The 24,858-nt window shown below is 34.7% G+C and carries 24 protein-coding genes; 15 read left to right on the forward strand and 9 right to left on the reverse strand.

The window, feature by feature from the left end:
• Positions 1-261 precede the first annotated feature (261 nt).
• From CG11_RS10270 to CG11_RS10280, 3 genes are read left to right on the forward strand one after another with little or no spacing between them, the layout of a single operon-like run.
• On the forward strand, positions 262-486 hold the full coding sequence (locus CG11_RS10270; protein WP_052595809.1) for a FeoA family protein: 225 nt from the start codon (positions 262-264) through the stop codon (positions 484-486).
• Positions 486-2,612 (forward strand): ferrous iron transport protein B, encoded by a 2,127-nt coding sequence (feoB, locus tag CG11_RS10275; protein ID WP_052595810.1) that lies wholly within the window; start codon positions 486-488, stop codon positions 2,610-2,612. Before CG11_RS10270 ends, feoB begins: the two co-directional genes overlap by 1 nt.
• The gene (locus CG11_RS10280) at positions 2,612-2,797 is read left to right on the forward strand and encodes a hypothetical protein (RefSeq protein WP_052595812.1); all 186 of its coding nucleotides are present in this window, start codon (positions 2,612-2,614) and stop codon (positions 2,795-2,797) included. Before feoB ends, CG11_RS10280 begins: the two co-directional genes overlap by 1 nt.
• A gap of 67 nt (positions 2,798-2,864) precedes the next feature.
• Here the strand turns inward: CG11_RS10280 and CG11_RS10285 are convergent, their stop codons facing one another.
• The 3 genes from CG11_RS10285 to CG11_RS10295 form a co-directional block, all read right to left on the reverse strand.
• A complete protein-coding gene (locus CG11_RS10285; protein ID WP_156039730.1) occupies positions 2,865-3,650 on the reverse strand; it encodes a hypothetical protein in 786 nt (261 codons plus the stop codon).
• A 96-nt stretch (positions 3,651-3,746) separates the two neighbouring features.
• A complete protein-coding gene (locus CG11_RS10290; protein ID WP_052595816.1) occupies positions 3,747-4,778 on the reverse strand; it encodes an SPFH domain-containing protein in 1,032 nt (343 codons plus the stop codon).
• A 69-nt stretch (positions 4,779-4,847) separates the two neighbouring features.
• The gene (locus tag CG11_RS10295; RefSeq protein WP_052595818.1) at positions 4,848-5,228 is read right to left on the reverse strand and encodes an START-like domain-containing protein; all 381 of its coding nucleotides are present in this window, start codon (positions 5,226-5,228) and stop codon (positions 4,848-4,850) included.
• Positions 5,229-5,689: 461 nt separating this feature from the next.
• On the opposite strand from CG11_RS10295, the gene CG11_RS10300 reads away from it, so the two are divergent.
• Both CG11_RS10300 and CG11_RS10305 read left to right on the forward strand, forming a co-directional pair.
• Positions 5,690-6,562, forward strand: a complete 873-nt coding sequence (locus CG11_RS10300; protein WP_052595820.1) for an RNA polymerase sigma factor RpoD/SigA — start codon at positions 5,690-5,692, stop codon at positions 6,560-6,562.
• Positions 6,563-6,881: 319 nt separating this feature from the next.
• The gene (locus CG11_RS10305; RefSeq protein WP_156039731.1) at positions 6,882-7,394 is read left to right on the forward strand and encodes a hypothetical protein; all 513 of its coding nucleotides are present in this window, start codon (positions 6,882-6,884) and stop codon (positions 7,392-7,394) included.
• Between the two features lie 114 nt (positions 7,395-7,508).
• Here the strand turns inward: CG11_RS10305 and CG11_RS10310 are convergent, their stop codons facing one another.
• Complete coding sequence (locus CG11_RS10310; RefSeq protein WP_156039732.1) at positions 7,509-8,126, reverse strand: TetR/AcrR family transcriptional regulator; 618 nt, start codon at positions 8,124-8,126, stop codon at positions 7,509-7,511.
• A gap of 245 nt (positions 8,127-8,371) precedes the next feature.
• Positions 8,372-8,650 (reverse strand): hypothetical protein, encoded by a 279-nt coding sequence (locus CG11_RS10315; RefSeq protein ID WP_052595828.1) that lies wholly within the window; start codon positions 8,648-8,650, stop codon positions 8,372-8,374.
• A 335-nt stretch (positions 8,651-8,985) separates the two neighbouring features.
• On the opposite strand from CG11_RS10315, the gene CG11_RS10320 reads away from it, so the two are divergent.
• The 7 genes from CG11_RS10320 (at position 8,986) to CG11_RS10350 (ending at position 16,556) form a co-directional block, all read left to right on the forward strand.
• Positions 8,986-9,585: a tol-pal system YbgF family protein gene (locus tag CG11_RS10320; RefSeq protein WP_052595830.1), complete on the forward strand. Its 600-nt coding sequence runs from the start codon at positions 8,986-8,988 to the stop codon at positions 9,583-9,585.
• Between the two features lie 175 nt (positions 9,586-9,760).
• Complete coding sequence (locus CG11_RS10325) at positions 9,761-10,858, forward strand: hypothetical protein (RefSeq protein WP_052595832.1); 1,098 nt, start codon at positions 9,761-9,763, stop codon at positions 10,856-10,858.
• A gap of 284 nt (positions 10,859-11,142) precedes the next feature.
• Complete coding sequence (locus CG11_RS10330) at positions 11,143-12,231, forward strand: hypothetical protein (RefSeq protein ID WP_052595833.1); 1,089 nt, start codon at positions 11,143-11,145, stop codon at positions 12,229-12,231.
• A 264-nt stretch (positions 12,232-12,495) separates the two neighbouring features.
• Positions 12,496-13,083: an RNA polymerase sigma factor gene (locus CG11_RS10335; protein ID WP_052595834.1), complete on the forward strand. Its 588-nt coding sequence runs from the start codon at positions 12,496-12,498 to the stop codon at positions 13,081-13,083.
• Positions 13,084-13,095: 12 nt separating this feature from the next.
• Complete coding sequence (locus CG11_RS10340; protein ID WP_052595835.1) at positions 13,096-14,655, forward strand: outer membrane beta-barrel protein; 1,560 nt, start codon at positions 13,096-13,098, stop codon at positions 14,653-14,655.
• Between the two features lie 143 nt (positions 14,656-14,798).
• Positions 14,799-15,446, forward strand: coding sequence for a dethiobiotin synthase (gene bioD / locus CG11_RS10345; protein ID WP_052595836.1), 648 nt, complete (start codon positions 14,799-14,801; stop codon positions 15,444-15,446).
• A gap of 234 nt (positions 15,447-15,680) precedes the next feature.
• Positions 15,681-16,556, forward strand: a complete 876-nt coding sequence (locus CG11_RS10350; RefSeq protein ID WP_052595838.1) for an RNA polymerase sigma factor RpoD/SigA — start codon at positions 15,681-15,683, stop codon at positions 16,554-16,556.
• A gap of 75 nt (positions 16,557-16,631) precedes the next feature.
• On the opposite strand, the gene CG11_RS10355 is transcribed toward CG11_RS10350, so the two are convergent.
• Both CG11_RS10355 and CG11_RS10360 read right to left on the reverse strand, forming a co-directional pair.
• Positions 16,632-17,204, reverse strand: coding sequence for a methyltransferase domain-containing protein (locus CG11_RS10355; RefSeq protein ID WP_052595839.1), 573 nt, complete (start codon positions 17,202-17,204; stop codon positions 16,632-16,634).
• Between the two features lie 17 nt (positions 17,205-17,221).
• Positions 17,222-18,547: a T9SS C-terminal target domain-containing protein gene (locus CG11_RS10360; protein ID WP_052595842.1), complete on the reverse strand. Its 1,326-nt coding sequence runs from the start codon at positions 18,545-18,547 to the stop codon at positions 17,222-17,224.
• Between the two features lie 333 nt (positions 18,548-18,880).
• Between CG11_RS10360 and CG11_RS10365 the strand changes: the two genes are divergently transcribed.
• A complete protein-coding gene (locus CG11_RS10365; protein ID WP_052595844.1) occupies positions 18,881-20,278 on the forward strand; it encodes a DUF819 domain-containing protein in 1,398 nt (465 codons plus the stop codon).
• A 146-nt stretch (positions 20,279-20,424) separates the two neighbouring features.
• On the opposite strand, the gene CG11_RS10370 is transcribed toward CG11_RS10365, so the two are convergent.
• Positions 20,425-21,576: a histidine decarboxylase gene (locus CG11_RS10370; protein ID WP_052595846.1), complete on the reverse strand. Its 1,152-nt coding sequence runs from the start codon at positions 21,574-21,576 to the stop codon at positions 20,425-20,427.
• Between the two features lie 179 nt (positions 21,577-21,755).
• Between CG11_RS10370 and CG11_RS10375 the strand changes: the two genes are divergently transcribed.
• Entirely contained in the window at positions 21,756-22,250 is a 495-nt protein-coding gene (locus tag CG11_RS10375; protein WP_197043822.1) for an Lrp/AsnC family transcriptional regulator, read from the forward strand.
• 86 nt (positions 22,251-22,336) lie between these two features.
• Here the strand turns inward: CG11_RS10375 and CG11_RS10380 are convergent, their stop codons facing one another.
• The gene (locus tag CG11_RS10380) at positions 22,337-22,549 is read right to left on the reverse strand and encodes a hypothetical protein (protein WP_052595848.1); all 213 of its coding nucleotides are present in this window, start codon (positions 22,547-22,549) and stop codon (positions 22,337-22,339) included.
• 752 nt (positions 22,550-23,301) lie between these two features.
• Between CG11_RS10380 and CG11_RS10385 the strand changes: the two genes are divergently transcribed.
• Positions 23,302-24,837, forward strand: coding sequence for a hypothetical protein (locus tag CG11_RS10385; RefSeq protein ID WP_156039734.1), 1,536 nt, complete (start codon positions 23,302-23,304; stop codon positions 24,835-24,837).
• Positions 24,838-24,858: the final 21 nt, after the last annotated feature.

The following is a 24,858-nucleotide window of genomic DNA, read 5'->3' on the forward strand; positions in this document are numbered from 1 at the left end:
TATGAAAAACTAAAAAAGCAACAGAATATTACTTCTAACAGTATAAGAGGCTGTTCTCTCTACCGTTAAACTGCTAATGTAAGATTTAATCTTATCAATACCAATATTTAAGTTCGTTGTAAGCATTTTGTCAAAAAATTATCTATACTTAATCTAAATAAATATAATTGATTAGAGACTTAATATTTTAAAAACAATTTCGTAACCTTGTGGTTAAATTCATTACCCCATCCCTTTATCCACCAAAAAAATTGATGCATTATGGTATTAACAGACTTAAATGTGGGTGAAAAAGCCGTTATCGAAGATTTTAACAACCCCCAAGTAGAATTGGTCATGACAGACATGGGCTGCCCGTTGGGAACAACGATAGAACTGTATCGTAAAACGCCATTCAATGGACCGCTTTCTATCAAAACTGCATCTGGTAATTTACTAGCTATTCGTTCAAACGAGGCTAAAAATTTGATTATCCGCAAACAATAATGACAGCAACTACTCCAGCACTTGACATAAAAAATATCGCTTTATTAGGAAATCCCAATGCGGGCAAATCTTCCTTGTTTAATGCTTTGACGGGCTTGAACCAAAAAGTAGGAAACTACTCTGGTGTTACAATCGACAAAAACACAGGTATTTGGACGCTCTCCAATGGTCAGTCTATTGATTTGATTGACCTTCCTGGAATCTACAGTTTGTTTGCCAAATCACCAGACGAACGAGTCGTTTTAGATCCGCTATTCAATCCTGATCACAAAGAACGTCCAGATTTAATTTTATTGGTCTTGGATGCTAGTAACTTAACTCGTAGCTTATTATTATTAGACCAAATAAGGGCGTTTAATTTTCCTATTGTTGTTGTATTGAACATGTTAGATGTAGCCAACAATCGAGGCGTTGAGATTGATGTTCAACAACTAGAAAAAGCAATCGGGCTACCCCTTGTTTGTATCAATGCTCGTTTGCAACAAGGGTTGAAAGAATTGGAAGATGCCATTCAAAAAGTGAATCCACCTTCCTTTGATACCGCAGCTTCTCCTGAGTTAACAACAGCGTGGGAAAAAGAGATTCATGCAAATATTCCTTTGCAAAACCCTTTTCATGCCAAGCTATTGCTTAGTCAACAGACGCATTTATCTTTTTTAAGTTCTCAGCAACAAACGCTACTAAGTAATATTATTAATAACTATAATATTGACTTATTACAACTTCAAACAACAGACTCTCAAGAACGGCTAAACCGATTAAATCATAGCTTAGAAGGCATTGTTACGGAATCTAAAAATGTTGTTACTATAACCGAGCGACTAGATAAAATATTGCTTCACAATATTGGAGGTTATGTTATTTTCTTTACCATTCTCCTACTTATATTTCAAGCTATTTTCAATCTAGCAACCCCTCCAATGGATTGGATTGACAATAGTTTTTCCGATTTTTCGGACTGGTTAGCTGGCTTGTTACCAGAAAGTTTAATTACTGATTTACTAATAGATGGTATTATTGCAGGCATCGGTGGTATTGTTATTTTTATCCCGCAGATAGCCATTCTTTTTGCTATTATATCTATTTTGGATGAAACGGGCTATATGGCACGTGTCATGTTCCTGACGGACAAGACAATGAGTCGTTTTGGCTTAAATGGAAAAAGTATTGTTCCGTTGATTTCTGGTGCTGCTTGTGCTGTTCCTGCAATTATGGCCACTCGAAATATTACTTCTTGGAAAGAACGTTTGACGACTATTATGGTCACGCCACTAATGAGCTGCTCTGCTCGTCTACCAGTCTATATTATATTCATCACACTCATTGTTCCCCCTGTAGCTGGTTTCGGACCTTTTGGTCTGCAATCCCTCGTTTTGGCGGGACTCTATTTAGGAGGCTTTCTGGCTGCGCTCATTTCTGCTGCTATTTTTAACAAACTGCTTTCTAATGACATTCAAGACGATAACTTTTTTATCATGGAATTGCCATCTTATAAGCTCCCTCAATGGAGAAGTGTTGGCATCACTATTTACCAAAAAACTAGTGATTTCGTTTTTGAGGCTGGTAAAATTATAATTGCCATCTCTATTATTCTATGGGTTTTGGCTACATACGGTCCTCCAAGTGCCATGCAACAAGCAGAACAAGAAGCAATAGAACTCTATCAAATACAACCCGAAATAGCAGAAAGCGAAGCTGCTTTAATTGCTTCTAAACAACTAGAGGCTTCCTATATAGGTCATATTGGGCATTTCATAGAGCCTGTTATTCGTCCATTGGGTTACGATTGGAAAATAGGCATTGCTTTGATTACCTCCTTTGCCGCTAGAGAAGTCTTTGTTTCGACTATGGCAACCATCTATAGTGTTGGTGATACAGATGGCTCAGAAGGCACTTTATTAGATAAATTGCGCAATGAGCAAAATCCTGAAACAGGAGCGCCTATTTTCTCAACTGCTACTAGTTTTTCTCTCTTGATTTTTTACCTTTTTGCGATGCAATGCATGGCTACTTTAGCTATTGTACAAAGAGAAACTAGAAGCTGGAAATGGCCTTTAATTCAACTAACTTACATGACTGCTCTAGCTTACTTTGGAGCCTTGTTAACCTATCAATTATTAAGCTAATGGAATACTTAGAACATACGGTTATTCTTATCGTCTTTTTGGCTGCCATTGCTTATTTGGTCTCCATTTTTAGACCTAGCAAAGCTAGTGGTTGTTCCAAAGGTTGTGGCAATCAATGTGCTGTTGGCAATTTGGAACAAGCAATGCATCAGTTTGAGCAAGATTGGGCAGAAGGGAAGGTTTGAGTGCATACTGATTGTTAAAAGATATACTTTTATTTAACATTTACACTAAAAAGCAACGGGGCTATTCTTATAATAGTAAAAATACTTCTATTTGGTTTGACGCTATGCTCCAATTTTCCTCCCAGTGTATTACTAGTTGATTCTTGTCATTATTAAAGGCTATTATTTCAGAATAAAGCTCCTCCTTATTCGGCAAAACTAGTTTCAACCGATCTCCAATTTTATATTTAATTGTTTTAGTTCGACTTTCTTCTTGATATAAAATAAGTGCGGTTTGTTCTTTTAAAAGATGAATAGAAGTAGTCAAAAATAAGAAAAAGGCTTCTATTCGATCAAAATCTACCCAAGGTTCTACTTGTTTTAAAAGGTTAATATTATCATCGTCCCCCATTAACTTTAAATGGTAATATAACTCCTCACTTGTTTCTGGTAAATCACAAAAATGTTCTTTAAAATCACCAGGATAAAAACCTCTTGAAAAAAAAGATTTTATAACTAAATTTTCACAAGTAAAGAAATAAGGCAATAAGTTTTTAATTCTATTTTTATACTCTATAGCATTATTTTCCCTCCCATCTTCTCCTTTTTCATAGACATAATAAAAGCTATATAAAACATTCATTTTTGTCAAATTATCACCTCTGTGAAATTTTTTCAAAAGACGTTTACTCACTTCATACACTCCTTCTTGCTGAATACAAGTAGCAAAAAAGTATTTTTTATCCGTTATCTGTTTTTGCTGAATACCATATTCTATTAATGTTTCTAGTTCTAACTCTTCTAGTTTTTGCTTTCCTCGTTTTCCTTTTAAATAATTCCACCTATACTTTTCTTGATCTTGCCAGTCCTTCATAAATATACTTACACTTGCATTACCCAATAAACAAAAAAATGGCACAAACGCTCTATGCATTCATGCCATTTCTATTCTAAAAAAAGGAAAAGAAGCTTATAATTTAGCCAATAAATCTTTTTTCTTTTCATTAAATTCATCATCTGTCAAAATGCCCATTTCTTTCAGCTCTCCCAACTCTTTTAATGTTTTCATAATTTCTTCTCGTGACATTTTTTCCTCGTTTCCACTATTGTTGTTGTTAGCAGTATTATTTTGGTTGTTCTGATTCTGCATATTTTGCATCATTTGCTGCATCATCATTTGCTGCATCAACAACTCATTTTGTGTTCCCTTCATATTCTCATAATTCCCTCGCTCCGCTGCAATTTTGTCAACATCCATTTGATTGAATGCCTTCATTTTGTTCAAATTGTCGTTGCTAGTCAAGTTCATTTTAGCAAGCTGCTTCATATGCTCAGTAATTTCTGGAGGCAATGAAACAGAGGTAATTTGAAACTTCGTCAGTTCTAGTCCAAAATCCTTTAAATCTTCTTGAATAAGAGGTCGAATGGTTTCTCCTAATTCAGAATATTGAGAATAAATATCAAACGCTGTAGCGCCACTTTCAGACAATGCCTCTGCAAATTTAGGTACGACTAGACCACGAAAGACATCTTCGAGTTCATCTACAGTCAAGATGCTGCTTGTTCCTGCATATTCTCTATAAAACTTTTTAGGATCAGCAACACGAATAAAATATGTTCCAAAAGCGCGCACTTCGACACGACCAGCTTCTGGATCTTTTACAAAAATAGGGTTTGGTGTTCCCCACTTAAAATTGGTTAATTGTCGAGTGCTAACGAAATAAACATCAGCTTTGAAAGGAGAATTAAATCCATGCTTCCATGACTTGAGTTTGGTAAGCACTGGCATATTTTCTGTTTTGAGAATGTGCCTTCCTGGACCATACACATCTGCAATTTGTCCTTCGTTGAGGAAGATTGCCGCTTGAGATTCTCGAACAGTTAGTTGAGCACCATATTTAATGGCAGCATCTTTATCTGGAAATTTCCAAACAAGGACATCCTTGCTATCTTCTTTCCATTCTATAACCTCTAATAATTCATTCTTAAAAAAGCCAAACATAATACGAGCGTGTTTTTTTTGAGGGATTTAAAATATTCTAATTAATACAAATGTGAGTTAAACAAGCATCTAGCCCCCTGTTGCACGTCTAAGACCTTCCATTTGGGTTGCCCAGAATTGTTTTTCTTGTTCCACCTCATCTGAATCACAAAACGCTGTAATCTCCAAAATAGTTTCACCAGTTACTTCTGAACGACTCATTTGAAAGTCCAAAAATTCCTCTTCTCCTTCAAATTCTTCCCATTCTAGTTTCAATTGTTCGTTTTCAATATCTTCTAAAACAACGGCCACTTCTTCTTCTCCATCCCACTCAAATGTAAAACGACCATCAACTACATTGCAGTCATCACAAAACCAGCGAATCAAACAGTCTGGTGTTGTCAAAAATTTATATATAATAGTTGGCGAGGCTCTAAACAAGAACTCCATAGTGAAAGATACTCTATCCATAAAAATAGTATTTACGTTGGTTCATCTGATTTTTACAATGATTAAAAGATTAAAATGTATGCCAAAAATAGTCTAGAAGAAAATTTGTGTATTGAGTATTGCAATTTTCCAACCATTATAATAAAGAATAATACATTCAAAGAAGGCAGATGTTGGCATTATTTGGTTTTGATTTGATGCGTCAATACCTCCTATCTCTTTCCCACAATTAATAATAAAAAAACCAATTTTACAAAAAAAAAGAAAAAAATGTAGAGAAATCTGTAAAATTCATTTAAAGTAATGTTATAGAATTGAGAGAAATGGAACATAGTTCTTTTTTAAACGTTAGCATTTGTAGGAATTAAACAATAATAAAAGCAACAAAGCCTTTTGAAGTACAATAATTCTTTGTATTTTTGTGGGTCAGTTTGTTAATAGCTGTTTAATATTAAAAAAAGTCCAAAAACGAACAGAACTGTATGAGACAATTAAAAATAACTAAGTCTATAACCAATCGGGAAAGTCAATCTTTAGAAAAATACCTTCAGGAGATCGGAAAAGTTGACTTGTTAACACCAGAAGAGGAAGTAGATTTAGCCAAACGTATTAAACAAGGCGATCAAATAGCACTAGAAAAACTAACTAAAGCCAACTTGCGTTTTGTCGTTTCTGTAGCGAAACAATACCAAAACCAAGGGTTGTCACTAAGTGATTTGATTAACGAGGGAAATTTGGGTTTGATTAAAGCAGCACAACGTTTTGATGAAACTAGAGGTTTCAAATTTATATCTTATGCTGTTTGGTGGATTCGTCAATCTATTCTTCAAGCTTTAGCAGAGCAATCTAGAATTGTTCGTCTTCCACTTAATAAGGTAGGTTCTTTGAACAAAATCAACAAAGCTTTTTCTAAACTAGAACAAGAATATGAACGTGAGCCTTCTTCAGATGAGTTGGCTGATATATTAGAAATACCATCAACAGAAGTAGAAACAACATTGGGTGTCGCTGCTCGCCACGTTTCAATGGATGCTCCTTTTGTAGAAGGAGAGGATAATTCTTTGTTGGATGTTTTGGAAAATACCAATACTCCTAAAACAGATTCTCAACTAGAGTACTTAGAGTCTTTGCGCAATGAAATTGAGCGTTCTTTGTGCTCTTTAACAGATCGTCAAAAAGAAGTTATCAAGCTTTATTTTGGAATTGGTTTTGAGCATCCAATGTCGTTAGAGGATATTGGTGAGAAATTTGGCTTAACAAGAGAGCGTGTTCGTCAAATAAAAGACAAAGCAATTAATAAACTGCGTACGTCTTCTTCTAAGAGTAAATTACTAAAAGCATATTTAGGTAGATAAACCTATTTTGTTCATAATCTCCTAAAAACATTCTATGCAAAAAAATGCATAGAATGTTTTTTTTTGCTTTTCTCTAAACCTTTTTCTTCTTAGCCTGTTGCATTCACATAGGTTGTTATAAAAATATCAAAAACAATAACTTAAGAAGTAGAAAATCACACTTCACTTATTCCTAAACAAACGAATACAACATACCCTCAATTATAACAGTTCTCAACAAACATTTTCTCCACTCGCTATATTGCCTTGCAGATAATGCCAATAGGAACATCAAATTTAATTTCCCAAACATTTTTTAACCAACTAAATACATTGAACTATGATTTTCAAGAACCTTGTAATCAAATCGTTATTTTTATTAGCCCTAGTAATTGGCTTTATGTCTTGTGAAAAAGAAGCAGAGTTGCAGTCAAAAACGTACAACTACAGTTTTAACACAGGACAGGCAGCTGCGGCTTATGCCTACTCTGGATCGCATCCTAACACCATCAAAGCAGAATTAAAGTTAGATGAAATGGCTGATGGCACTACTAAAGTAAGTGTTACACTGACAGGAGCACTTGACTCTACCTATATGGTACATGCACATGACATGGCGACGGCTTCTTCTACTCCAAACAATACACCTTATCTCGAAACACCCAATGGAAACGTATATGCAACACCAATCATGGTCTCGGGTGGAACAGGTACAAGTTCTCAAATCTCAACGAAGTCTTTTGAGGATTTAACCACTACTTACGATGGGTTCTTTGTTGTGCATGATCCTACTCAAGCGATTAATACAGCTGATCCTACAACTTATGTTGTTTTAGGTACTTTTGCTAGATAATATTTTATAATATTATAATAGATAAATACAAGAAGCCCTCTCATCAAAAATGAGAGGGCTTCTTAATGTCTTAATACTTCTAAAGCCTATTTAGTAGCCTGTCTTATTCTATTATTAAGGTTTGATGGCATCCAAAACAAATCGAGTGACTGTTTGTTTGCGTTTAATCATAAAGCGTCTCATACGCTCGTCATCAATTCCTAACGTTTTTTGCAAAACGGTCTGAGACATAATTGGCAACAAACAAAGAGACATTATGTTGAGAATTAACTCTGCTGATCGAATCTCAGTTTTGACCGTACCTTTTTCAATCTCTGCTTGAATTTGCTCATTAATCAAAGGAATAATTTTTCCAATTAATCCTCCTTCATAATCCAATACGTTCATAAATAGTTTTTCTGGATTTTGGCTTAACTCATTCACAATAAAGTTTGAGAGATACGGTTCCTCCAAAAAGAAATCTATCAACATTTCAACTAAATGTGCAATTTTGGTGTTTAGCTCCGATTTTTCCAAAAATACATTCATCAACATAGGTGTGACGGACTTTACACTCTGTTCGAATACCTTGTCAAAAAGTTTCTCTTTTGACCTAAAGTAGTAATGCAGCATGGCCTTGTTTACGCCAGCATCATCTGCTATTTCTTGCATTCTAGCACCTTTTAATCCTTTTTGGTAGAATACTTTTTTTGCAGACATTAGAATTTTTTCTTCTGTTGGTGTCTTTTTCAAATCCAGTTGGTTTTCATTTATAATCAGATCAAACAATACATAAAGCCGCTATGCTGTTGGGTTTGGCAAAAAAAAGTGGCATTGTTTTGATCTTTTTTAGTGTTGTCATTAGACAAGATACATGATTGACTATTAAGTGCCTTTTGTATCTTTTCGGTCTAAATTAGGCACATAATTACGACTTTTTTTTCGAGTTTTCAAACTTTCTATACCGAATCACGGCTTCTCTTACGCCCCCCATATTCTTAAATAATTTCTTCCCATTCGTCTTCATGGCAGTCTAAATACTTATCTAACAAACGCCCACTGCTCTCGTACATTTCTTTGAACCTATCTTCCACTTGTTTCTGAAACTCAGCATCAATCAAGTTCTTGATGTCGTTAAAGCTACCTACTTTTTCAGATTCTCTAAACTTAAACGTTTGTTCAAATAAATCTGATTCGAATTTAACGATAAATCGGTCGTTGTTCTTAAATACGGTTGTCTTGTAACCTTTTGTGTCTATATAACCAATAATTCTCATATATACTATTTTATTATCCTATAATAATGATTTGTCTTCATTACATTAGCTATCTGAATGCCATCCATCGTGGGGTCTCTCTACCAAATGGTTCTGTAGTCCACGTTAAATTAAAATGAAACTTTTATAGACCAAGCATTTATTTTGAATAAAACACGCTATAAAAATATATTTTGCACGTTTTTTGTGGACAAATTTATTATAAATTTTCAGAACTTGCTGTTATTGAACCTCATCTATAAAAAACCTGTCTAATAAAAGTAACAAAATTACAAATACTATCATTAAGGAAGTATATTTCCCTCAACAATTCAAACTTAAATTATATTATTACTATGAAAAAGATTACCAAAACAAGCAATAAAGTGATCAAATTTGGTCGTTTTCGCTGGGTAGCCGCAGGAGCAATTTTTGCTTTAATTGCTGGGTTGTGTTTTATAAATCCATCCAACGGGGAACAAGTTTTTGATGATAACTTCATGGCTTATGAAGATAATATTAGTGCAGAATTAGATTTAATGCTATCCACTCGTAGTGCTGGTGATGATGAAGCTCATGCTTCTTTGCGTATGATTAGAGAAGGAATGGAGCATTACAACAATAAGGAATACGACAAAGCAATCCCTATTTTTGAAGAATATCTTGAAAAAAATCAAGATGCTAGCGACTATAATCAAATCAAGTTTTACCTTGCTGTGTCTTTTTTAGGACAAAACGAAACAGAAAAAAGTGCTAAAATGTTTGAGGAGTTGGCACAGTTAGCAGAACCTGAAATCCAAGAGGATTCCAAATGGTATTTATCCTTAGCCTATGCAAGAATTGGAAAGACGGCAGAAGCAAAAGCGCAACTAGAAGAGTTGGCTAGTAGTGAAAAATACGGTTCTAAAGCTGCCAAAATCTTAAATCCATCCAAAACAAAAGTTGCTTTTAGATAAGAAACCTTTTCTAAAATATAGATATAAATTCTAAAAAAGTCTATTTTGAATCTTACTTTCAAAATAGACTTTTTTTATTAACTCTAAGTAATTGTTCAACACATAATAGCAACAAAATTCAATCGTAATATTGCATGCTAAGTAGCAACGAACACCTACTTATAAAACCTAACACATGAATCTGTTTTCTATTTTTAACGTATTACTACTCTCATTCTACACTTCTGCTCAATTATTTGCTTTTCAGACAACGACAGAAAAATTATTAGCCAATCCCGACATTACTTGGGCTGGAGAAGTCTATGTTGATTATTTGCCCAATATTACTATTCAAGAACCTGTAGACGCACAAATCAAAGAACTCTATGGAACATCGGAGTATAATGTTTTTGAAATTCTAAAAATACAAACTTCTCCCCTTGAAGACTGGCTACAACCTACCTCCCACTTACTTTCAAATCATTTTCTGCAACTTACATCTAAGCATTTAAATGCATATGCTGATGCAAATTTAACTCAAAAATTAAGTCCTAAAGCTTACTCAAAAGCAGCAGCTTATCAAGTAGTTGATACTGTTTTGGCCTTTGATCCCGAAACATATGTAGAAATGGTCAAAATTGACACGAATGAGTTGCGTCCTCAAGAGGTACAAACGTTCCGAGTAAAACAACTATTAACGTATAACGAAAGCCAAAATCAGCTACAAATTACTCCTATCGCTATTGCTCCTGTGGCAACAATTTATAATAAAAGCTCTCTTCGTAGAAACGTCCGCAAAGATGTTTTATTTTGGATGCCTGTAAAAGAAGCCTTTAAAGCATTAAACTTGGAAACAACAACGATTACTTGGGCAAAACGATTGAAAAAAGATGTTTCTTCCGAAACAATCAATACCATTAAAGGAACAGGTAGTATTGCTGATGTTTTTGATAAGATGGTCGCACATTATAAAACACAACCTTCTTCAACTAAAATGTACGCCGCCAAAGAAAAACAACTAACTCTGCTTTCTCCTGATGCTGTCAAAAATTTTGGAGATGCTGTGGATACTGTTGTCACTTTTGATCCAAATACTTTTGAAGAGCGTATTGATGTTGTTCATCGAAATCTTCCCAAAAACTTCGCCACAAAAGTACGACTTATTCAAGATTGGTACTGGAATGCCCAAACACAGGAGATGCAAATTCGTACACTTGGTTTTGCCCCCATATCATCTCAAACTGATGCCAAAACTAAACATGCTCCCATGTATTATATAAAAACAAAAGAATAAGTACTTTTTAGCAACTGTAACCGTCTAGAATCAACAGCAAAAAGTAGTCTATTATGTAAGGTCTCTTGTCTTAATACAAGAGACCTTTTTTAGTCGTTCGTGTAACTAAATTTGAATGGTGCGTTATGAGTACGAACGCTCTTTATTGCTCTTGGTAACAACCAAGTAGACTTTCGCTGATAGTACTAAGAAACTATCCACGAACTAAACACCGCACAGTAGCAATACAGCTAACTACTACTAATAATAACCATTCATTTTAAAACACTTAATTATTCGCTGTTATGAAAACCTATCTTAAATTTACTTTTGCCCTAGTACTAAGCACTTTTTACTGCTTCCCATCTTCCGCACTTCACCCTACCAATAATATACTAGACAACTCAGATATCACATGGGCAGCAGAGGTATACACAGATTATACGCCCAACGTCAATTACTTTGCCTTAGGCAGAAAAAAGATGCAAAAACAATACGGCATTTCTAGAAGCACCTTTAGTACATTAAAAATCCAGCAAGCCTCTAGTGATCACATCAACTTAGACGACCTTACCTTGGCTCGAAAAATACTAAATATGTCAAACAATTCTAGTTCTTTGTTTAAAGATGCCTCTTTAAGTACTCCTTTGAGTTATGCTGATTATCTCAAAATCACCCAAGAAACAACCTACGATACCACCTTTGTATCTCAGCCCGAAGGAACAAAAACAATGCAAATTATTGCTAATAAGATCAACATTAATGAAATTCAACTATTTAGAGTAAAGCAAATTTTACATTATAACGAAAAAACCAATGAACTAGGTCTCACTCCAATTGCTATTGCTCCCATTTTGAGTTCTTACGACAAAGAGGGCAAACTGATTGGTACAACTCCCCTATTTTGGATGTCTGTGCAGGCTATTGCAGAACAACTAGATTTAAACGCCGCTACAATCAATTGGGCAAAACGATTAACACGCTCTATAGATACCGATGAAGTGACGGTCATAAAAGGGAATCATAGTTTTGCAACTATATTAAACAAAATTCTATATCGTTATACTCAAACACCTAATACATCTAAGCTTTATCATACTTATGGAAAAATGACTCCTATGAGCCCGCAAGAAATAAAAAAACTCAATAGTGGCCTCGATACGCTAATTACTTTTGATCCCGTCACATTTGAAGAAAAGGTATCGGTTATTAACAATACTCCTACTCCTGAAACCATGCATACAATTCGCATTGTTCAAGATTGGATTTGGAATGAAGACACCCAAAACATCAGCATTCGACTCGTTGCCTTTGCGCCTCTTTTAAAACGTTACGACAACCACAAAAACTTCCTACATTCTGGTCCCATGTTTTATAAAAAACCTAATGAATAAACAGTTGATAGATTTTTATTTTTAATAAAAAAAGCGTGAGAGTCATTCTGTTATTATTTTACAGAATGACTTTTTATTTTTTTTGAAAAAAAATATTCTTGAGAAGCAGCATTCAATTCACAAAGTTCGTTTTGTAGACAAAGATTCTTATATTTATATGTGGAGACTTAAAAATATTTTTTGAATTAAAACAGATAGTAATACGTTAAACATTCTACACTACCTAAAATATTATTTGAACTCCTAAGAATAAATTATCCAAATATGGCAATTGCTTTGAATATTTCAACGACAGAACATACCGCAAAAGACGTTCAGTCTAGCTCTAATGAAGCTAAACTGATTGCAGGTTGTTTAGCAGAAGAACGTTGGGCGCAAAAACAACTTTACGAACAACATTATGGAAAAATGATGGGAATTTGTTTGCGCTACTCTAATAACTCCGAAGATGCTAAAGACATTCTTAACGAAGGTTTTATTAAAGTTTTTCGTTATCTGCAACGCTACAAAATCGGTACATCCTTAGAAGGTTGGATTCGAAGGATTATGATTAATACCTCGATTGATTTTTATAGAAAAGCAATTCGTCATAGAACAGAAGACATAGAATACGCATCCAATACAACAGCAACAGGTGAAGATGCTATTAGTAAATACTCTGCTAAAGAAATTCTTTCCGTTATTCAAACATTGCCTCCTTCTTATCGTGCTGTGTTTAACCTTTATGCCATAGAGGGTTATTCTCATCGTGAAGTAGCGAATCAATTGGGAATTTCTGAAAGTACTTCAAGGTCCAATTTGGTAAAAGCTCGCGCAAAATTGAAAGTTTTACTAACAGAACTTTACAAATAACAAAGATATAGAATGAAAAATAAAGATTTTGATAACATAGACAAACTTGCTCAGGAAGCCTTCGAGAACTTCGAGGTAGAGTTTGACCCAATGGACTGGGCAGATCTACAAAACAAACTGCGTACAGAGTCATCTATAGACCAAGTTGCTAAGGACGCATTAGAAGATTACGAGGTTCCTTTTGACAAAAACGATTGGATAAGGCTAGAGAAACAGCTGGATAAAGAACGAGATTTGCTACCACATATTTGGTGGCTAAAAAGTACAGAAGTTGGCGTTATGGCCTTGTTACTCTTTACCCTGTTCAATTTAAATTCAAACCAAACACCACATACTCATTCAAACCAAAACTATGATCAAACAACTACACTAACTCCTTCTGCTGATTTGGATAACGCTACTACTAACAAAGACCAAAATAGTACGTTCCAAATGCCAGAAAAAGATGCATCAACTCTATCTAACGATATTAATGCCCCACAGGCATTTCATGAGTCTGCCACTACCACGGTGGGGAAAGCATCTAGTGATAATTTTAGTGATAATAGTTCTAATAACAATCCTAGTTTTGATACACCTTCATTGGCTGCCACAAAAACAAAAGAATCCAATCTATCTCGTGCAACCAATGTAGTTACTGATGACAATCAAACATCTTCAGTTGTGACAACAGCATCTAACAGCAACGAGGTACCGAATCAGACCAACAACAACGGTTCTACTGGTGAAGATGGTACAGCTAATACGCTAAATGCAACAACTGATCATGATGTTACTAATAAATTAACAGGGATAGAAAATACGACTAAAAGAAATGAAACAGAAAAAGAAACTAATCGTAGTCGATTTTCTATCCTACAAATTCCAACCCTTGATGTCAAGGATGGTATCAAAACAACAGATCCTATTTTTGAACTAAAGAAAGCAAAATTGGAGTTGCCATTCAAAGGTAAGAGCTATATCGGCGCTGTTGCTCGTATTGGTTCTAATTTTGCCACTAGCATGGGTGGAACGAGTGTTGGATATGGAGCTGGGTTAACATTTACGAATGAACTTTCTCGTAAATTTGCTCTCAAAACAGGTGCTATGGTTGCTTATAATAAGTATGATGTCAATGAAGTATTATTAATCGACAACAAGCTTATTGATGGTCGTGTTTATGAAATTGATCAGTCCAAAACAAGTCACCTAGTTATTTTAGAAGTTCCAGTAGATATCCAGTATACTTTCTTCCAAAGTGAAAAATGGAAAATCTATGCGACAGCAGGTATCGTTGCGAATGTTATTAGTAGCAGAACTTATACAGGTTCTCAAACTTCAAACGCTAATGGCATTAGTTTAAAAGAAGATCTTAATTCTAACAATTTTGATAGAGGTGCCTTTGAAGGTGGTTTAATAAATCAAAATGCCTTTTTATCTGTTGGAGGTGGCTTGGGCTTGGAGCGTCAATTAGGAGATAAAATTAGTTTGTACATTCTTCCGTCTTATCGACATGCTGTGACACCTTCTGGAGCAAACAAAGATTACATTAGTTCTTTTAGTGTTAATATCGGAATAAAAACAGCTTTGTAAACAAAGAAAATGATTTATAGCAGTTTATATATTAAGTTCAAAAAATTAACATTTTGATTTTGCGAACAACAATTTATTTTAAAAAGCAGTTAGTACCTTCACCATGTATTAACTGTTTTTTTTATCCTTAATTGAATAAACATATGCAAACACCGTCTATCAAACCTAATCAAAGCAAGCAATATTTTGTTACAGGAATTGATACAGATGTTGGAAAAACGATCGTTTCTGCTGTTTTAGTTGAAGCATTACAAGCAGACTACTGGAAGCCCGTACAAGCAGGAGGATTAGATTTTACAGATACCAATGCTGTTCAAGAACTGGTAAGTAATCCTACGAGTCATTTTTTTGAAGAAGCATACCGTTTAAATACGCCTGCATCACCACATTATGCAGCTGAAGTAGATCAACTCACAATTGACTTTCATTCTATTAAAATCCCTGATACAAAGCATAACTTGATTATAGAAGGAGCTGGAGGTTTATTTGTTCCTTTGAATGATGATTTTTTAATTATTGACCTTATCCAACGATTTAATGTGCCTGTTGTATTGGTTGCAAAATTTTACTTGGGTTCTATTAATCATACCCTTAGTTCTATTGATGCGCTTCAAAAAAGAAACATCCCAATTGCTGGAATCATTTTTAATGGTCCTATTACTGAATCGTCAAAAAAATACATTTTAAACTATACCAAAATACCTTGTTTGGGCTGTATTCCATGGCTCGATAATTTTTCTAAAAAAGAAGTTGTTAAATATGCAAAAACGGTAAGAAATTTGCTACTATAAATAGTAATCGTCCCACAACTAATCTAGTTAGTGTTTCATATACTAATTTCTTTCTTTTAAACAAAAAATGGGTAACAATTCTGTACTTTTCACATTAATAGAGTGAATTGTATAGGCATTGTAATGTCTAATTTTTTTGCTTATTAAAATATTTATTTATGCGCAAAAAAATGAAACTTTTTCTCGTTTTATCTCGTTTTAAAGTTTAGGGAGCATCACAAAACAAAAAGCTAAATGAGACAGTTAAAAATCACACAAAAAATCACCAAAAGAGATAGCTTATCTCTAGACAAATATCTTAATGAGATTGGTAAAATCAGCTTGATTGATTCTGAAGAAGAGGCTATCTTGGCAAAAAGAATTCGCCAAGGTGATCAGGAGGCATTGCACAAAATTACAAGAGCTAATTTGCGTTTTGTTATTTCTGTTGCCAAACAATACCAAAATCAAGGATTGCCATTAATCGACTTGATTAATGAAGGAAATGTTGGTTTGATTAAAGCTGCAAAACGCTTTGACGAAACCAAAGGATTTAAATTTATTTCTTATGCCGTTTGGTGGATTCGTCAATCTATTCTACAAGCTATTGTAGAGCAGGCTCGACTAGTTCGCTTACCTCTAAACAAAATTGGTAGCAACAATCGCATCAATGAAGCATATCATTCTTTCATGCAACAATTTGAAAGAGAACCTAGCGTTGAAGAGTTAGCAGACTTAGTTGATTTATCTCCTAAGGAGGTACGTAATATTTTACGTATTAGTGGCAAACATGTGTCTGTAGATGCTCCTATGACAAGTGAATCTGGAAGCGATGCGATGACCATGTTAGATACCTTAGCATACGATGGCTCTGGCGAAGAACCTGAAGGTGACTTAATGAACGAATCGCTAAAAGAAGAGGTCAAAAACGGCTTAGCTACCTTGTCTAAAAAAGAAGTGGATGTTATTTGTGCGTACTACGGCTTGAATGGTCAACAACCAATGACCCTAGAAGAAATTGGGTACCTTTGTGATTTAACCAGAGAGCGTGTTCGCCAAATTAAAGAAAGAGCAATTCGAAGATTAAGAAAGTCAACAAATAGGAATAACCTACGATCTTACTTAGGTTAATCAAGATTAAATATAATATACTCTAATAGTTTTTTAAAGCCATCTCAAACGGAGATGGCTTCTTTATTTTAAATCCTAATGGGTTACATCAAAGTGTTTAAAAAACCTACTCTCTTCATATTGAGGACTTGCTTTTTGCTTAACTGCTTGTATTTCCAAGTGCCAAGGTTCATTTTCTAATCCTCTTCCTGTATTGGTTAGGTCTTCCACCTGTGTAAAGCCAAAATCGATTAAGATATCTTTCATTAACTCAAAGTAGTACCCAAACTTATGCACATCGTATTCATCTTGTTGCCAACCAAATAAACTACCCATTCCCCAAAATCGATCATTACTACCAGAAGTTTTGCTATAAAAAGAAGCATGGCTTCCTGATATGATTTGCTGAAGGTGCCATAGTAAATTGGGACAAATAATATACACTACTCCTCCTGTCTTTAAAACACGATTCCATTCTGCTAATACTTTCAAAAATTCTTTTAACGTAAAATGCTCTACTACGTGCCTAGAATAAACTTCATCTACTGTTCCGCTTTCAAAAGGCAATTGATCTGCCGAACATACATAATCTACATTGGGTAAATCGCGAATATCACAAGTCAAATATCCTGCTCGTGGCTTTTTTCCGCAACCAATTTCTAATTTCATATCTTTTTAGTTTGTGTCTATTGAATCAAAACGAATTGCCCTCCAATTTTTTCATCTCCCAACAATTGTAAAAAATAAACTCCACCAATTAAATCAGAAACATCTATCCAAGCATCTATGGATGAAATTGTTCCTTTTTTTAGGCAAACACCAGAAGTGGTCATTAGCTGATACCTCAAATTGAGAGTTTCCGTTGTCGTTTGAATTCGTATACGTTGGGTAGCTGGATTAGGAGATAAACTAAATTCAATTCTTTCTTTTGGAATTGAAACAACAGAAGTAGGTATTGTGATAGAATCTGCATTTAATCTTAGACGAAGCGTCTCATTCGTAACCATCTGCCCTGTTTTCATTCCTCCTACCAAATATTTTACCGTATCACTTACATTTCCTATGCCTCTTAAATCCATTGGCAAATTATAACCATACTCTACATCAAAACTATGATTTGACTTATCATAATAGAGACTCCTACCATTAGGTTCTACACCACCAGACCCATTATAAGCCACTCCATCATAATTATACGTTACAGTAGAGCCTCCTAACCAAAATACCTTACCCAACGCTGTTGTTGCCGCCATTCGATACCCATTCATTCCCATCCAACTAAAGCTAGACCAACTGATTTGAGATGGGTTGGTTGGGTTGATAATTCCCCTTCGAAAATAAGCTTGAATATTAAAATTTCCTGCCATAGAAGCTCCTCCAAAGTAATAAATCGTATCTCCTATAATTGCCCCCGAGGCACCAAAAGAACGAAAAATATTATTATTACCTACCCCCGTTCCTGCTTGCCAAGTGTCTGTTGTAGGGTTGTAAATTTGCACGGAAGATACATTTCCTGTATTGCTCCATCCCGTTATCACATAAATCAAACTATCTCTCCAAACCGCTTGTACTTGATCATCTATAGCAACAGGGATATTAGCTCCATCTGCCAAATAAACGTTGTTGTTTATATCATATATATGTACTTTATTAGACGACGCTTCTCCCCCATTGGCATAAACATGATAACCACCTATAATGTATATTTTATCTTTTACACGGCTAGCAGCTGCTGCAATTTTGCCAAGCGTATCAGGTAAAACTGCGATGGTATCCCACACATTGGTGTTCGTATTATAACGATACGAACGCAAATGGATTCCAGAATAAAGCTTTGTTGAATCCAATCCTCCAAAGGTATAAATATAAGGCACTCCGTTTACCAATCCTTCAGCAACAGCATTATTGGTTATTCGCTCGGGAGCATTTGCCATTGGTGTTACTTCCCAAGCTTGCCCCAAGCTGATGGTTGCTATTATCATCCCCAAAAAACTGGTAAAAAATATTTTCATAATCATCCATTTTTAGTAGCTACGTCCTACAAAGTCACCAACTTTGAAAAAAGGGAAATTACAAGGTAGTTCATTTATATACAAGCCGACAGAAATTAATAAAATCTATGTTCAATTTTTACAAAACAAGATACAGAATATTAAAATTTTAGAGGATGAAATGTCTACTTTTTGGTAGAGCTTGCCAAGTCTCTCTTGGGCTTACTACGGAACAAGTACCAAAAGATTACGGAATAAAATGTATCTTAGAACCTTTAAAGACTTAAAAAAGCTTTTCTCAATAGTTAGCTGTGCTGCTAACTACTATTTTCAAAAACTGATTAAATAATATCAATGGAACCATTCTTCACTAACGACGCTGTTGTTTTTGGCTTACTAATGCTGCTTTTAGCTGGTATTTTTCACACTGCCAGTTCTAGTGCCCCTGGTTGGAAAAAATTCTATACCATTGTCCCTTCCTTATTACTTTGTTATTTTTTACCTGCGTTGCTTAATTATCCTTTGGGACTTATTGCACCAGAGTTTTTTAAGGGAGATGCTTTGATGGCATTCTTGAATGAACGAGGTGTTGACTTGACAGGAGTTAATTTACAAGCATTGTCTTTTGAAGGCATTAAAGAATTTTTGGAGCAAGCAGGCATTGAATCCAATGAATACAAGCCCTTTATTCAAAAATCAAAATTATACTTTGTTGCCTCCCGCTATCTATTACCTGCCAGTTTGATTCTACTCTGCTTAAGCATTGATTTTAAGGGCATCAAAAAATTAGGTCCCAAAGCTTTAATCATGTTCTTTGCGGCTACGGTTGGAATTATACTGGGTGGTCCGATTGCGCTTTTGGTGACTTCATATATTTTTCCCAATCTGGTTAGTGTTACCCCTGACGAACTCTGGCGTGGTCTGTCTACGGTTGCAGGAAGTTGGATTGGAGGTGGAGCCAATCAGGCGGCAATGAAAGAAATCTTTGAAGTGAGTGATAACTTGTTTGCAACAATGATCATCGTTGATGTTGTGGTAGCTAATATTTGGATGGGTTTCTTGCTGTATGGAGCTAATATTTCTGAAAAAATTGACGCCAAACTCAATGCCGATGCCTCTTCAATCGAAGAATTGAAAAAAAGCGTTAGCGACTATCGAGCAAGCGTTGAGCAAATGCCTACCACCACTTCTAACTTTATCTTAGGCGGACTTGCCTTTGGTGGTGTTGGTTTGGCACACTGGGGAGCCGATGTTATTGTCCCATTCATGGAACAATATAGTACTACATTAAAACAACTTCGATTAAACTCACTTCTATCAGGCTTCTTTTGGCTAATTGTCATTTCGACTACTGTAGGGCTGCTTCTTTCTTTTACCAAGGCACGAAAATTAGAAGGTGTTGGAGCCTCTAGAATAGGCTCTGTGTTTATTTACATTTTGGTTGCAACTATTGGAATGAAAATGAATTTAGGGGAAGTCTGGTCTAATATAGGGCTATTTGCGATTGGTATCACTTGGATGTTAGTACATGTGATTATTTTATTAATAACCGCCAAACTCATCAAAGCACCTTTCTTCTTTGTAGCAGTAGGAAGTCAAGCCAATATTGGTGGTGCCGCCTCTGCACCTATTGTCGCTTCCGCTTTTAGTCCTGCTTTGGCACCTGTTGGAGTATTAATGGCTGTTTTGGGCTATGCATTGGGTACATATGGAGCTATTATCTGTGCTATCTTAATGCAAGCTTGTACTTAACACACCATTTCCCAACAATTGCATAAAAAGTTATACACTTAAAATTCACGAAGTGTTGTTACAATCAAAGCTGTTGATTTTCGAGCTTGTGATTTTAAGTGTATAACCTACCTCTATTGTATAGTAATAAATGAAACCATACGAACTTAAAAACTAAACTCCATTTCCTGCTTTTCCTCTTCTACACTATTCGCTACGTCTTCTACAAATAAGTCGATTTGCTCCTTTGTTACATTCGGCATACAAATAATATGTGTGACGGCTTCTTCTGTTGCCAATTGCCATTTGGATTTAATTTGATCGGATGTCTTAGAAAAAACAACCGTAATTGCTCCTGGATTTGTCCAAGCCTTTATTCCTATTTCATTTAATTTATCTTTGCAATATTCTGCCACTTCTAAGCTATGTAGATACCTTCTCTTTAGTCCTTCTAATCCTAGTTTTTTTATTGCATACCACAAAAACAAAGGACTGTGTCCATTTCTAGATCCTGTTATTGTCGTATCCAAAGAGCCTATATAAGAAATTCCTTTAGATATCTTGTCTCGATAAGATCGCTTGGTAATCAACACACCTGAAGGCATTGGCGAGCCTATAAACTTATGCCCACTAATCGAAATACTATCCGCACCATCTGCAAAATCAAAGGGTACATACGGTGTCACAAACCGCCCATAAGCCCCCGACAAAGCGGCATCGCAATGAATATAATGATTCTGAATGGCTAATTTTTTTAGAATCCCTTTTATTTTTGAAACATCATCTTTGGCTTCTTTCATGGTCGTTCCAAAAGTGGTCAAAACAATCGCAGGTTTATGACGATTGAATTGCACTGTATTCTCAAAATCTTCATAATCAATTTCACCATTCTCTTTAGAACGGATGACAATACTTGGTATGTTCAGCAAGTGTATGTTCTTTCGAACACTATAATGAGTAGATTCAGAATAGTAAACCATGGCCTTAGGATACATTTCTCTAGCCAAATAGAGTCCATACAAATTGCTTTCCGAACCACCATTGGTAACATATCCCCAATAATCGTTAGGATTGGCTCTAAATACTTTCGCGAAAAAAGCAACAATCTCTCGCTCCATTTCGTGCGTTTGAACTTTGTAAGTGCTATTTTCGAATGGATCTCCTAAGTTGTTGATTGGAAACTTTAAGAAATCATATAACTCAGAATAATCAAAATCTTTGGACACTGGATAACCCAAAAAGGAATCCCTCGCTTTTTTTACTTCTGTTTTTAACTGAGTTAACCGCTCTTTATCACAAGTCCGTAAGTTGTTATCCATTTGTTTGTATTTTTTGCAATCGTTCTCTAAAAATTATCTCCAATCACGATCAAAGTTTTGGAAATAATCAATATTTATTTTCTGTAAAAATACGGCATATCTTCTTTTTTTTCTTACAATATCTTTTTCTCAGAAAAAAATTCTATTATTTTCAAATAAAAAGTAATGCTTTCTAAATCTTGTTCTTCGATGAAGACAAAAACGAAAAAAATACTGCCGCTATGGATGCTACAGACAAAAAGATACTAAACTTATTACAGGCTAATGCCAAACAAAATACGAAAGAGATTGCAGGACAAATCAAATTAACGATTTCTCCAACCTTTGAGAGGATAAAAAAATTGGAACAACAAGGGGTTATTAAGGCTTATGTAGCTATTTTGGATAGAACTAAAATAGGGAAATCGCTTATGGCACATTGCCAAATATCTCTATTCAAACACTCCAAGGAGTTGATTTTAAATTTCAGAAAAGAGGTAGCTAAATTGCCTGAAATTATACGCTGCCACCACGTATCTGGCAATTATGACTTTTTGTTGGAAGTTGTCGTTAGTGATATGAACGAATACCAACGTTTTGTTGTAGAAAAATTGTCAACAGTAGAGGGCATTTCAAATATACAGAGCTCTTTTGTCATGGAGGAAATAAAAGAAGGATTTGTCTATCCTTTGTAAGTAAGATCAACTCCAAACAATCCATAAAAAACATCAATTCGTTCATTTTTAACAACTCAAAACGAACGAATTGATACGCTCTTTATTTACGCTGCTGGTAATTCTGGATTTTTACACACCTCATCTCCTTTTTTGCCACAAACAGAACACTCTCCAATCTTTGTTTTTAACAAAGGATTATTTTGCGCACAAGTTCCTCTAAAATCTTTTCCGACCACAATTTGGCGAATGTTAATAAGCAAGAAAGAGACGAAAAAAATGCCGAATACCAAACCGAAAACGGTTAAAAAATGTGTCATAAATATTGCTTTTTAATGAATTAGTAGCCTTTAGTTCAGCTCTTTTGTGTTCTTAAATTATAAACACTTCTAAAGTTGTTTGTGTTTAAAACAACCTATTTTAGCTCGAATCCAATGACTAGCTCAAAGATACTAATTGTCTATTGATTAATGACCTTTATTAGAAATTTCTTGACAGACTTCTTACAATAACAATGCTCTTTGAAAAGCATTTTATTTGTTGTTCGTTTATAATTGTTCTACAAAAAATCGACTACTATCATTTTTAAAACAATTCCTAATTTTTTCCTTGTATAAATACCAATACCTGAATGCAAAGTAAAATTTTAGACCACAAAAGCATAAAACATAGCCTTTTTTTCAACTCTTTAGTCTTTTTCTAGTAAATTGTTAAAAAAAAACAAAAATTTGCCCCATATCTTATCAATCAATAGTTTGTTGAAAAAAATATTTAATTGATAATCAACAAGTTGAAACCCCGTTCAATTTCAAAAAACTTCTGATTATCAAACTAATATAAATGTACTTTTTTATCTTTTTGCTCAGTAAGCTTGTATTAGTAATACAAAAATGTTGTTTACGAGTATAGCAAACTAAAAAGTAAAAAAGCAACAAGCTACTAATCCATAAGATTAAGTTATAATACCAACGTTGAAATACGTCCCCCAAAAAGAATCATACACTGTTACTCATTCTACATTTAAAAAGTTGTTGTCCTATTTTTTGACAGCTTTTTGAATTAATACTGAATTATGAAGACTCCATCAAACGCACTATTCAAGCTAATCCGAAAAATGACACCTAGTGAAAAACGTTACTTTAAACGGTTTGGCTTGTTACAACAAAAAAAAGACTCCAATAAATATATTTTACTATTTGATGCCATTAACGAACAAGTTGAGTACGATGAACAAGCATTGCTCAAACAATTTAAAGGCTACGACTTTATCAACAACTTTTCGGAGATCAAAAAATATCTTTTTAATCAAATTCAAAAGGCACTCCGTAACTACCACTCACAAAGCTCTATAGATATTATTTTATACAATTATCTAAGCGATATCAGTGTATTGTATAGTAAAGAATTGTATGTAGAATGTAGTCGCATTATCAAAAAAGCAAAAAAAATTGCGACGAAACATGAGAAATTTAGTCTGCTACTATTACTGAACGAATGGAAACGCAATGTGCTTCGAATTAGTCATCATGTCAATGGAATTCAAAATTATTTAGACAATGAAGTGACCAAAGACAAAGAGTACATTGCTTGTGTTGAAAACGAATCTGTTTACTTCAATAAAAGCCTTGAATTTACACTACACCTACGCAAAAAAGGACCTGACCATGAAATCTCTTCAGAGATAGAATTGCCTGCTGATGGACCAATGACATTTAGAGCCAGACGCTATTCCTTCTTACAAAAAAGTATGGAAGGGTACTTAGAATTTGATGGTGAAAAAATATTTGAAGCAAGTAGTGCCGATGTTAAAATATTTGAAGAAAATCCACATTTTATCAATGCCATTCCCAAACAATACATCATTTCATTAACCAACCTTTTGGATTCTTGTGCCAATAAGATTAAGTACAACGATGTATTTGATGAATATATGCTCAAAGTAATCAAAGTCTTAGACTCTTATTCTTTTGATGCTGAATTTATTGCCAAAGAACGGCTACTAGTTTATATTATCAAATGCAAGGTCTATAGCCTAAGAGGCAATCTTCAAGATTTAAAAGATGTCCGCCAAGAACTCAAAGATCAATACGATACCACAAGCAAAAAGGGGTATAAAACCCCAGATTTAGACATTTATGTCCATGACAATTTAATGCGTTCTGCACTCATTACAGAAGATTTTTCTTCTGCTTTAGAATCTTATAATGATATTTTGCAACTAAATCTAGGCAACTATCGAGAAGATCTGCAAATGGAAACGCGTTTGTTGGGTTTAATTCCTCACTATGAACTAGGCAACTGGTTGCTTCTAGAAAGCATGGTGCGTTCTGCCCTTCGCTTGTTGCAACGCAAACACAGCCACTTTAAGTTGGGAAAATTATTTTTAGAAGCAATCAAAAAGTGTATCGTCATCCAACAGCAACCCAATCATAATGAAAGTGACATTGTTGATCTTCTTCAGCAACTAAAGTTAGATGCTTTGTCAATTACAAGCAAAAGACGATTGGCCGATTATATTTTATTTATTGGCTGGATTGATAGCAAAATTTCTAACCAGTCGATTGCAGAGTGTATTTATGAAGCAACAAAAGCAGGTTATAAGGTTTAGAATGACAATTATTAGGTAGTA

It is taken from the genome of Aureispira sp. CCB-QB1, from assembly GCF_000724545.1.
GTDB lineage: Bacteria > Bacteroidota > Bacteroidia > Chitinophagales > Saprospiraceae > Aureispira.

Coding starts and splice junctions, on each gene's coding strand:
- CG11_RS10295 (WP_052595818.1), bottom strand. CDS start 5,228: ATGGATAGAGTATCTTTCACTATGGAGTTCTTGTTTAGAGCCTCGCCA.
- CG11_RS10350 (WP_052595838.1), top strand. CDS start 15,681: ATGAGACAGTTAAAAATCACACAAAAAATCACCAAAAGAGATAGCTTA.
- CG11_RS10370 (WP_052595846.1), bottom strand. CDS start 21,576: ATGGATAACAACTTACGGACTTGTGATAAAGAGCGGTTAACTCAGTTA.
- CG11_RS10300 (WP_052595820.1), top strand. CDS start 5,690: ATGAGACAATTAAAAATAACTAAGTCTATAACCAATCGGGAAAGTCAA.
- CG11_RS10270 (WP_052595809.1), top strand. CDS start 262: ATGGTATTAACAGACTTAAATGTGGGTGAAAAAGCCGTTATCGAAGAT.
- CG11_RS10320 (WP_052595830.1), top strand. CDS start 8,986: ATGAAAAAGATTACCAAAACAAGCAATAAAGTGATCAAATTTGGTCGT.
- CG11_RS10325 (WP_052595832.1), top strand. CDS start 9,761: ATGAATCTGTTTTCTATTTTTAACGTATTACTACTCTCATTCTACACT.
- feoB (WP_052595810.1), top strand. CDS start 486: ATGACAGCAACTACTCCAGCACTTGACATAAAAAATATCGCTTTATTA.
- CG11_RS10315 (WP_052595828.1), bottom strand. CDS start 8,650: ATGAGAATTATTGGTTATATAGACACAAAAGGTTACAAGACAACCGTA.
- CG11_RS10380 (WP_052595848.1), bottom strand. CDS start 22,549: ATGACACATTTTTTAACCGTTTTCGGTTTGGTATTCGGCATTTTTTTC.
- CG11_RS10285 (WP_156039730.1), bottom strand. CDS start 3,650: ATGAAGGACTGGCAAGATCAAGAAAAGTATAGGTGGAATTATTTAAAA.
- CG11_RS10330 (WP_052595833.1), top strand. CDS start 11,143: ATGAAAACCTATCTTAAATTTACTTTTGCCCTAGTACTAAGCACTTTT.
- CG11_RS10340 (WP_052595835.1), top strand. CDS start 13,096: ATGAAAAATAAAGATTTTGATAACATAGACAAACTTGCTCAGGAAGCC.
- CG11_RS10290 (WP_052595816.1), bottom strand. CDS start 4,778: ATGTTTGGCTTTTTTAAGAATGAATTATTAGAGGTTATAGAATGGAAA.
- bioD (WP_052595836.1), top strand. CDS start 14,799: ATGCAAACACCGTCTATCAAACCTAATCAAAGCAAGCAATATTTTGTT.
- CG11_RS10335 (WP_052595834.1), top strand. CDS start 12,496: ATGGCAATTGCTTTGAATATTTCAACGACAGAACATACCGCAAAAGAC.
- CG11_RS10355 (WP_052595839.1), bottom strand. CDS start 17,204: ATGAAATTAGAAATTGGTTGCGGAAAAAAGCCACGAGCAGGATATTTG.
- CG11_RS10280 (WP_052595812.1), top strand. CDS start 2,612: ATGGAATACTTAGAACATACGGTTATTCTTATCGTCTTTTTGGCTGCC.
- CG11_RS10305 (WP_156039731.1), top strand. CDS start 6,882: ATGATTTTCAAGAACCTTGTAATCAAATCGTTATTTTTATTAGCCCTA.
- CG11_RS10385 (WP_156039734.1), top strand. CDS start 23,302: ATGAAGACTCCATCAAACGCACTATTCAAGCTAATCCGAAAAATGACA.
- CG11_RS10360 (WP_052595842.1), bottom strand. CDS start 18,547: ATGAAAATATTTTTTACCAGTTTTTTGGGGATGATAATAGCAACCATC.
- CG11_RS10365 (WP_052595844.1), top strand. CDS start 18,881: ATGGAACCATTCTTCACTAACGACGCTGTTGTTTTTGGCTTACTAATG.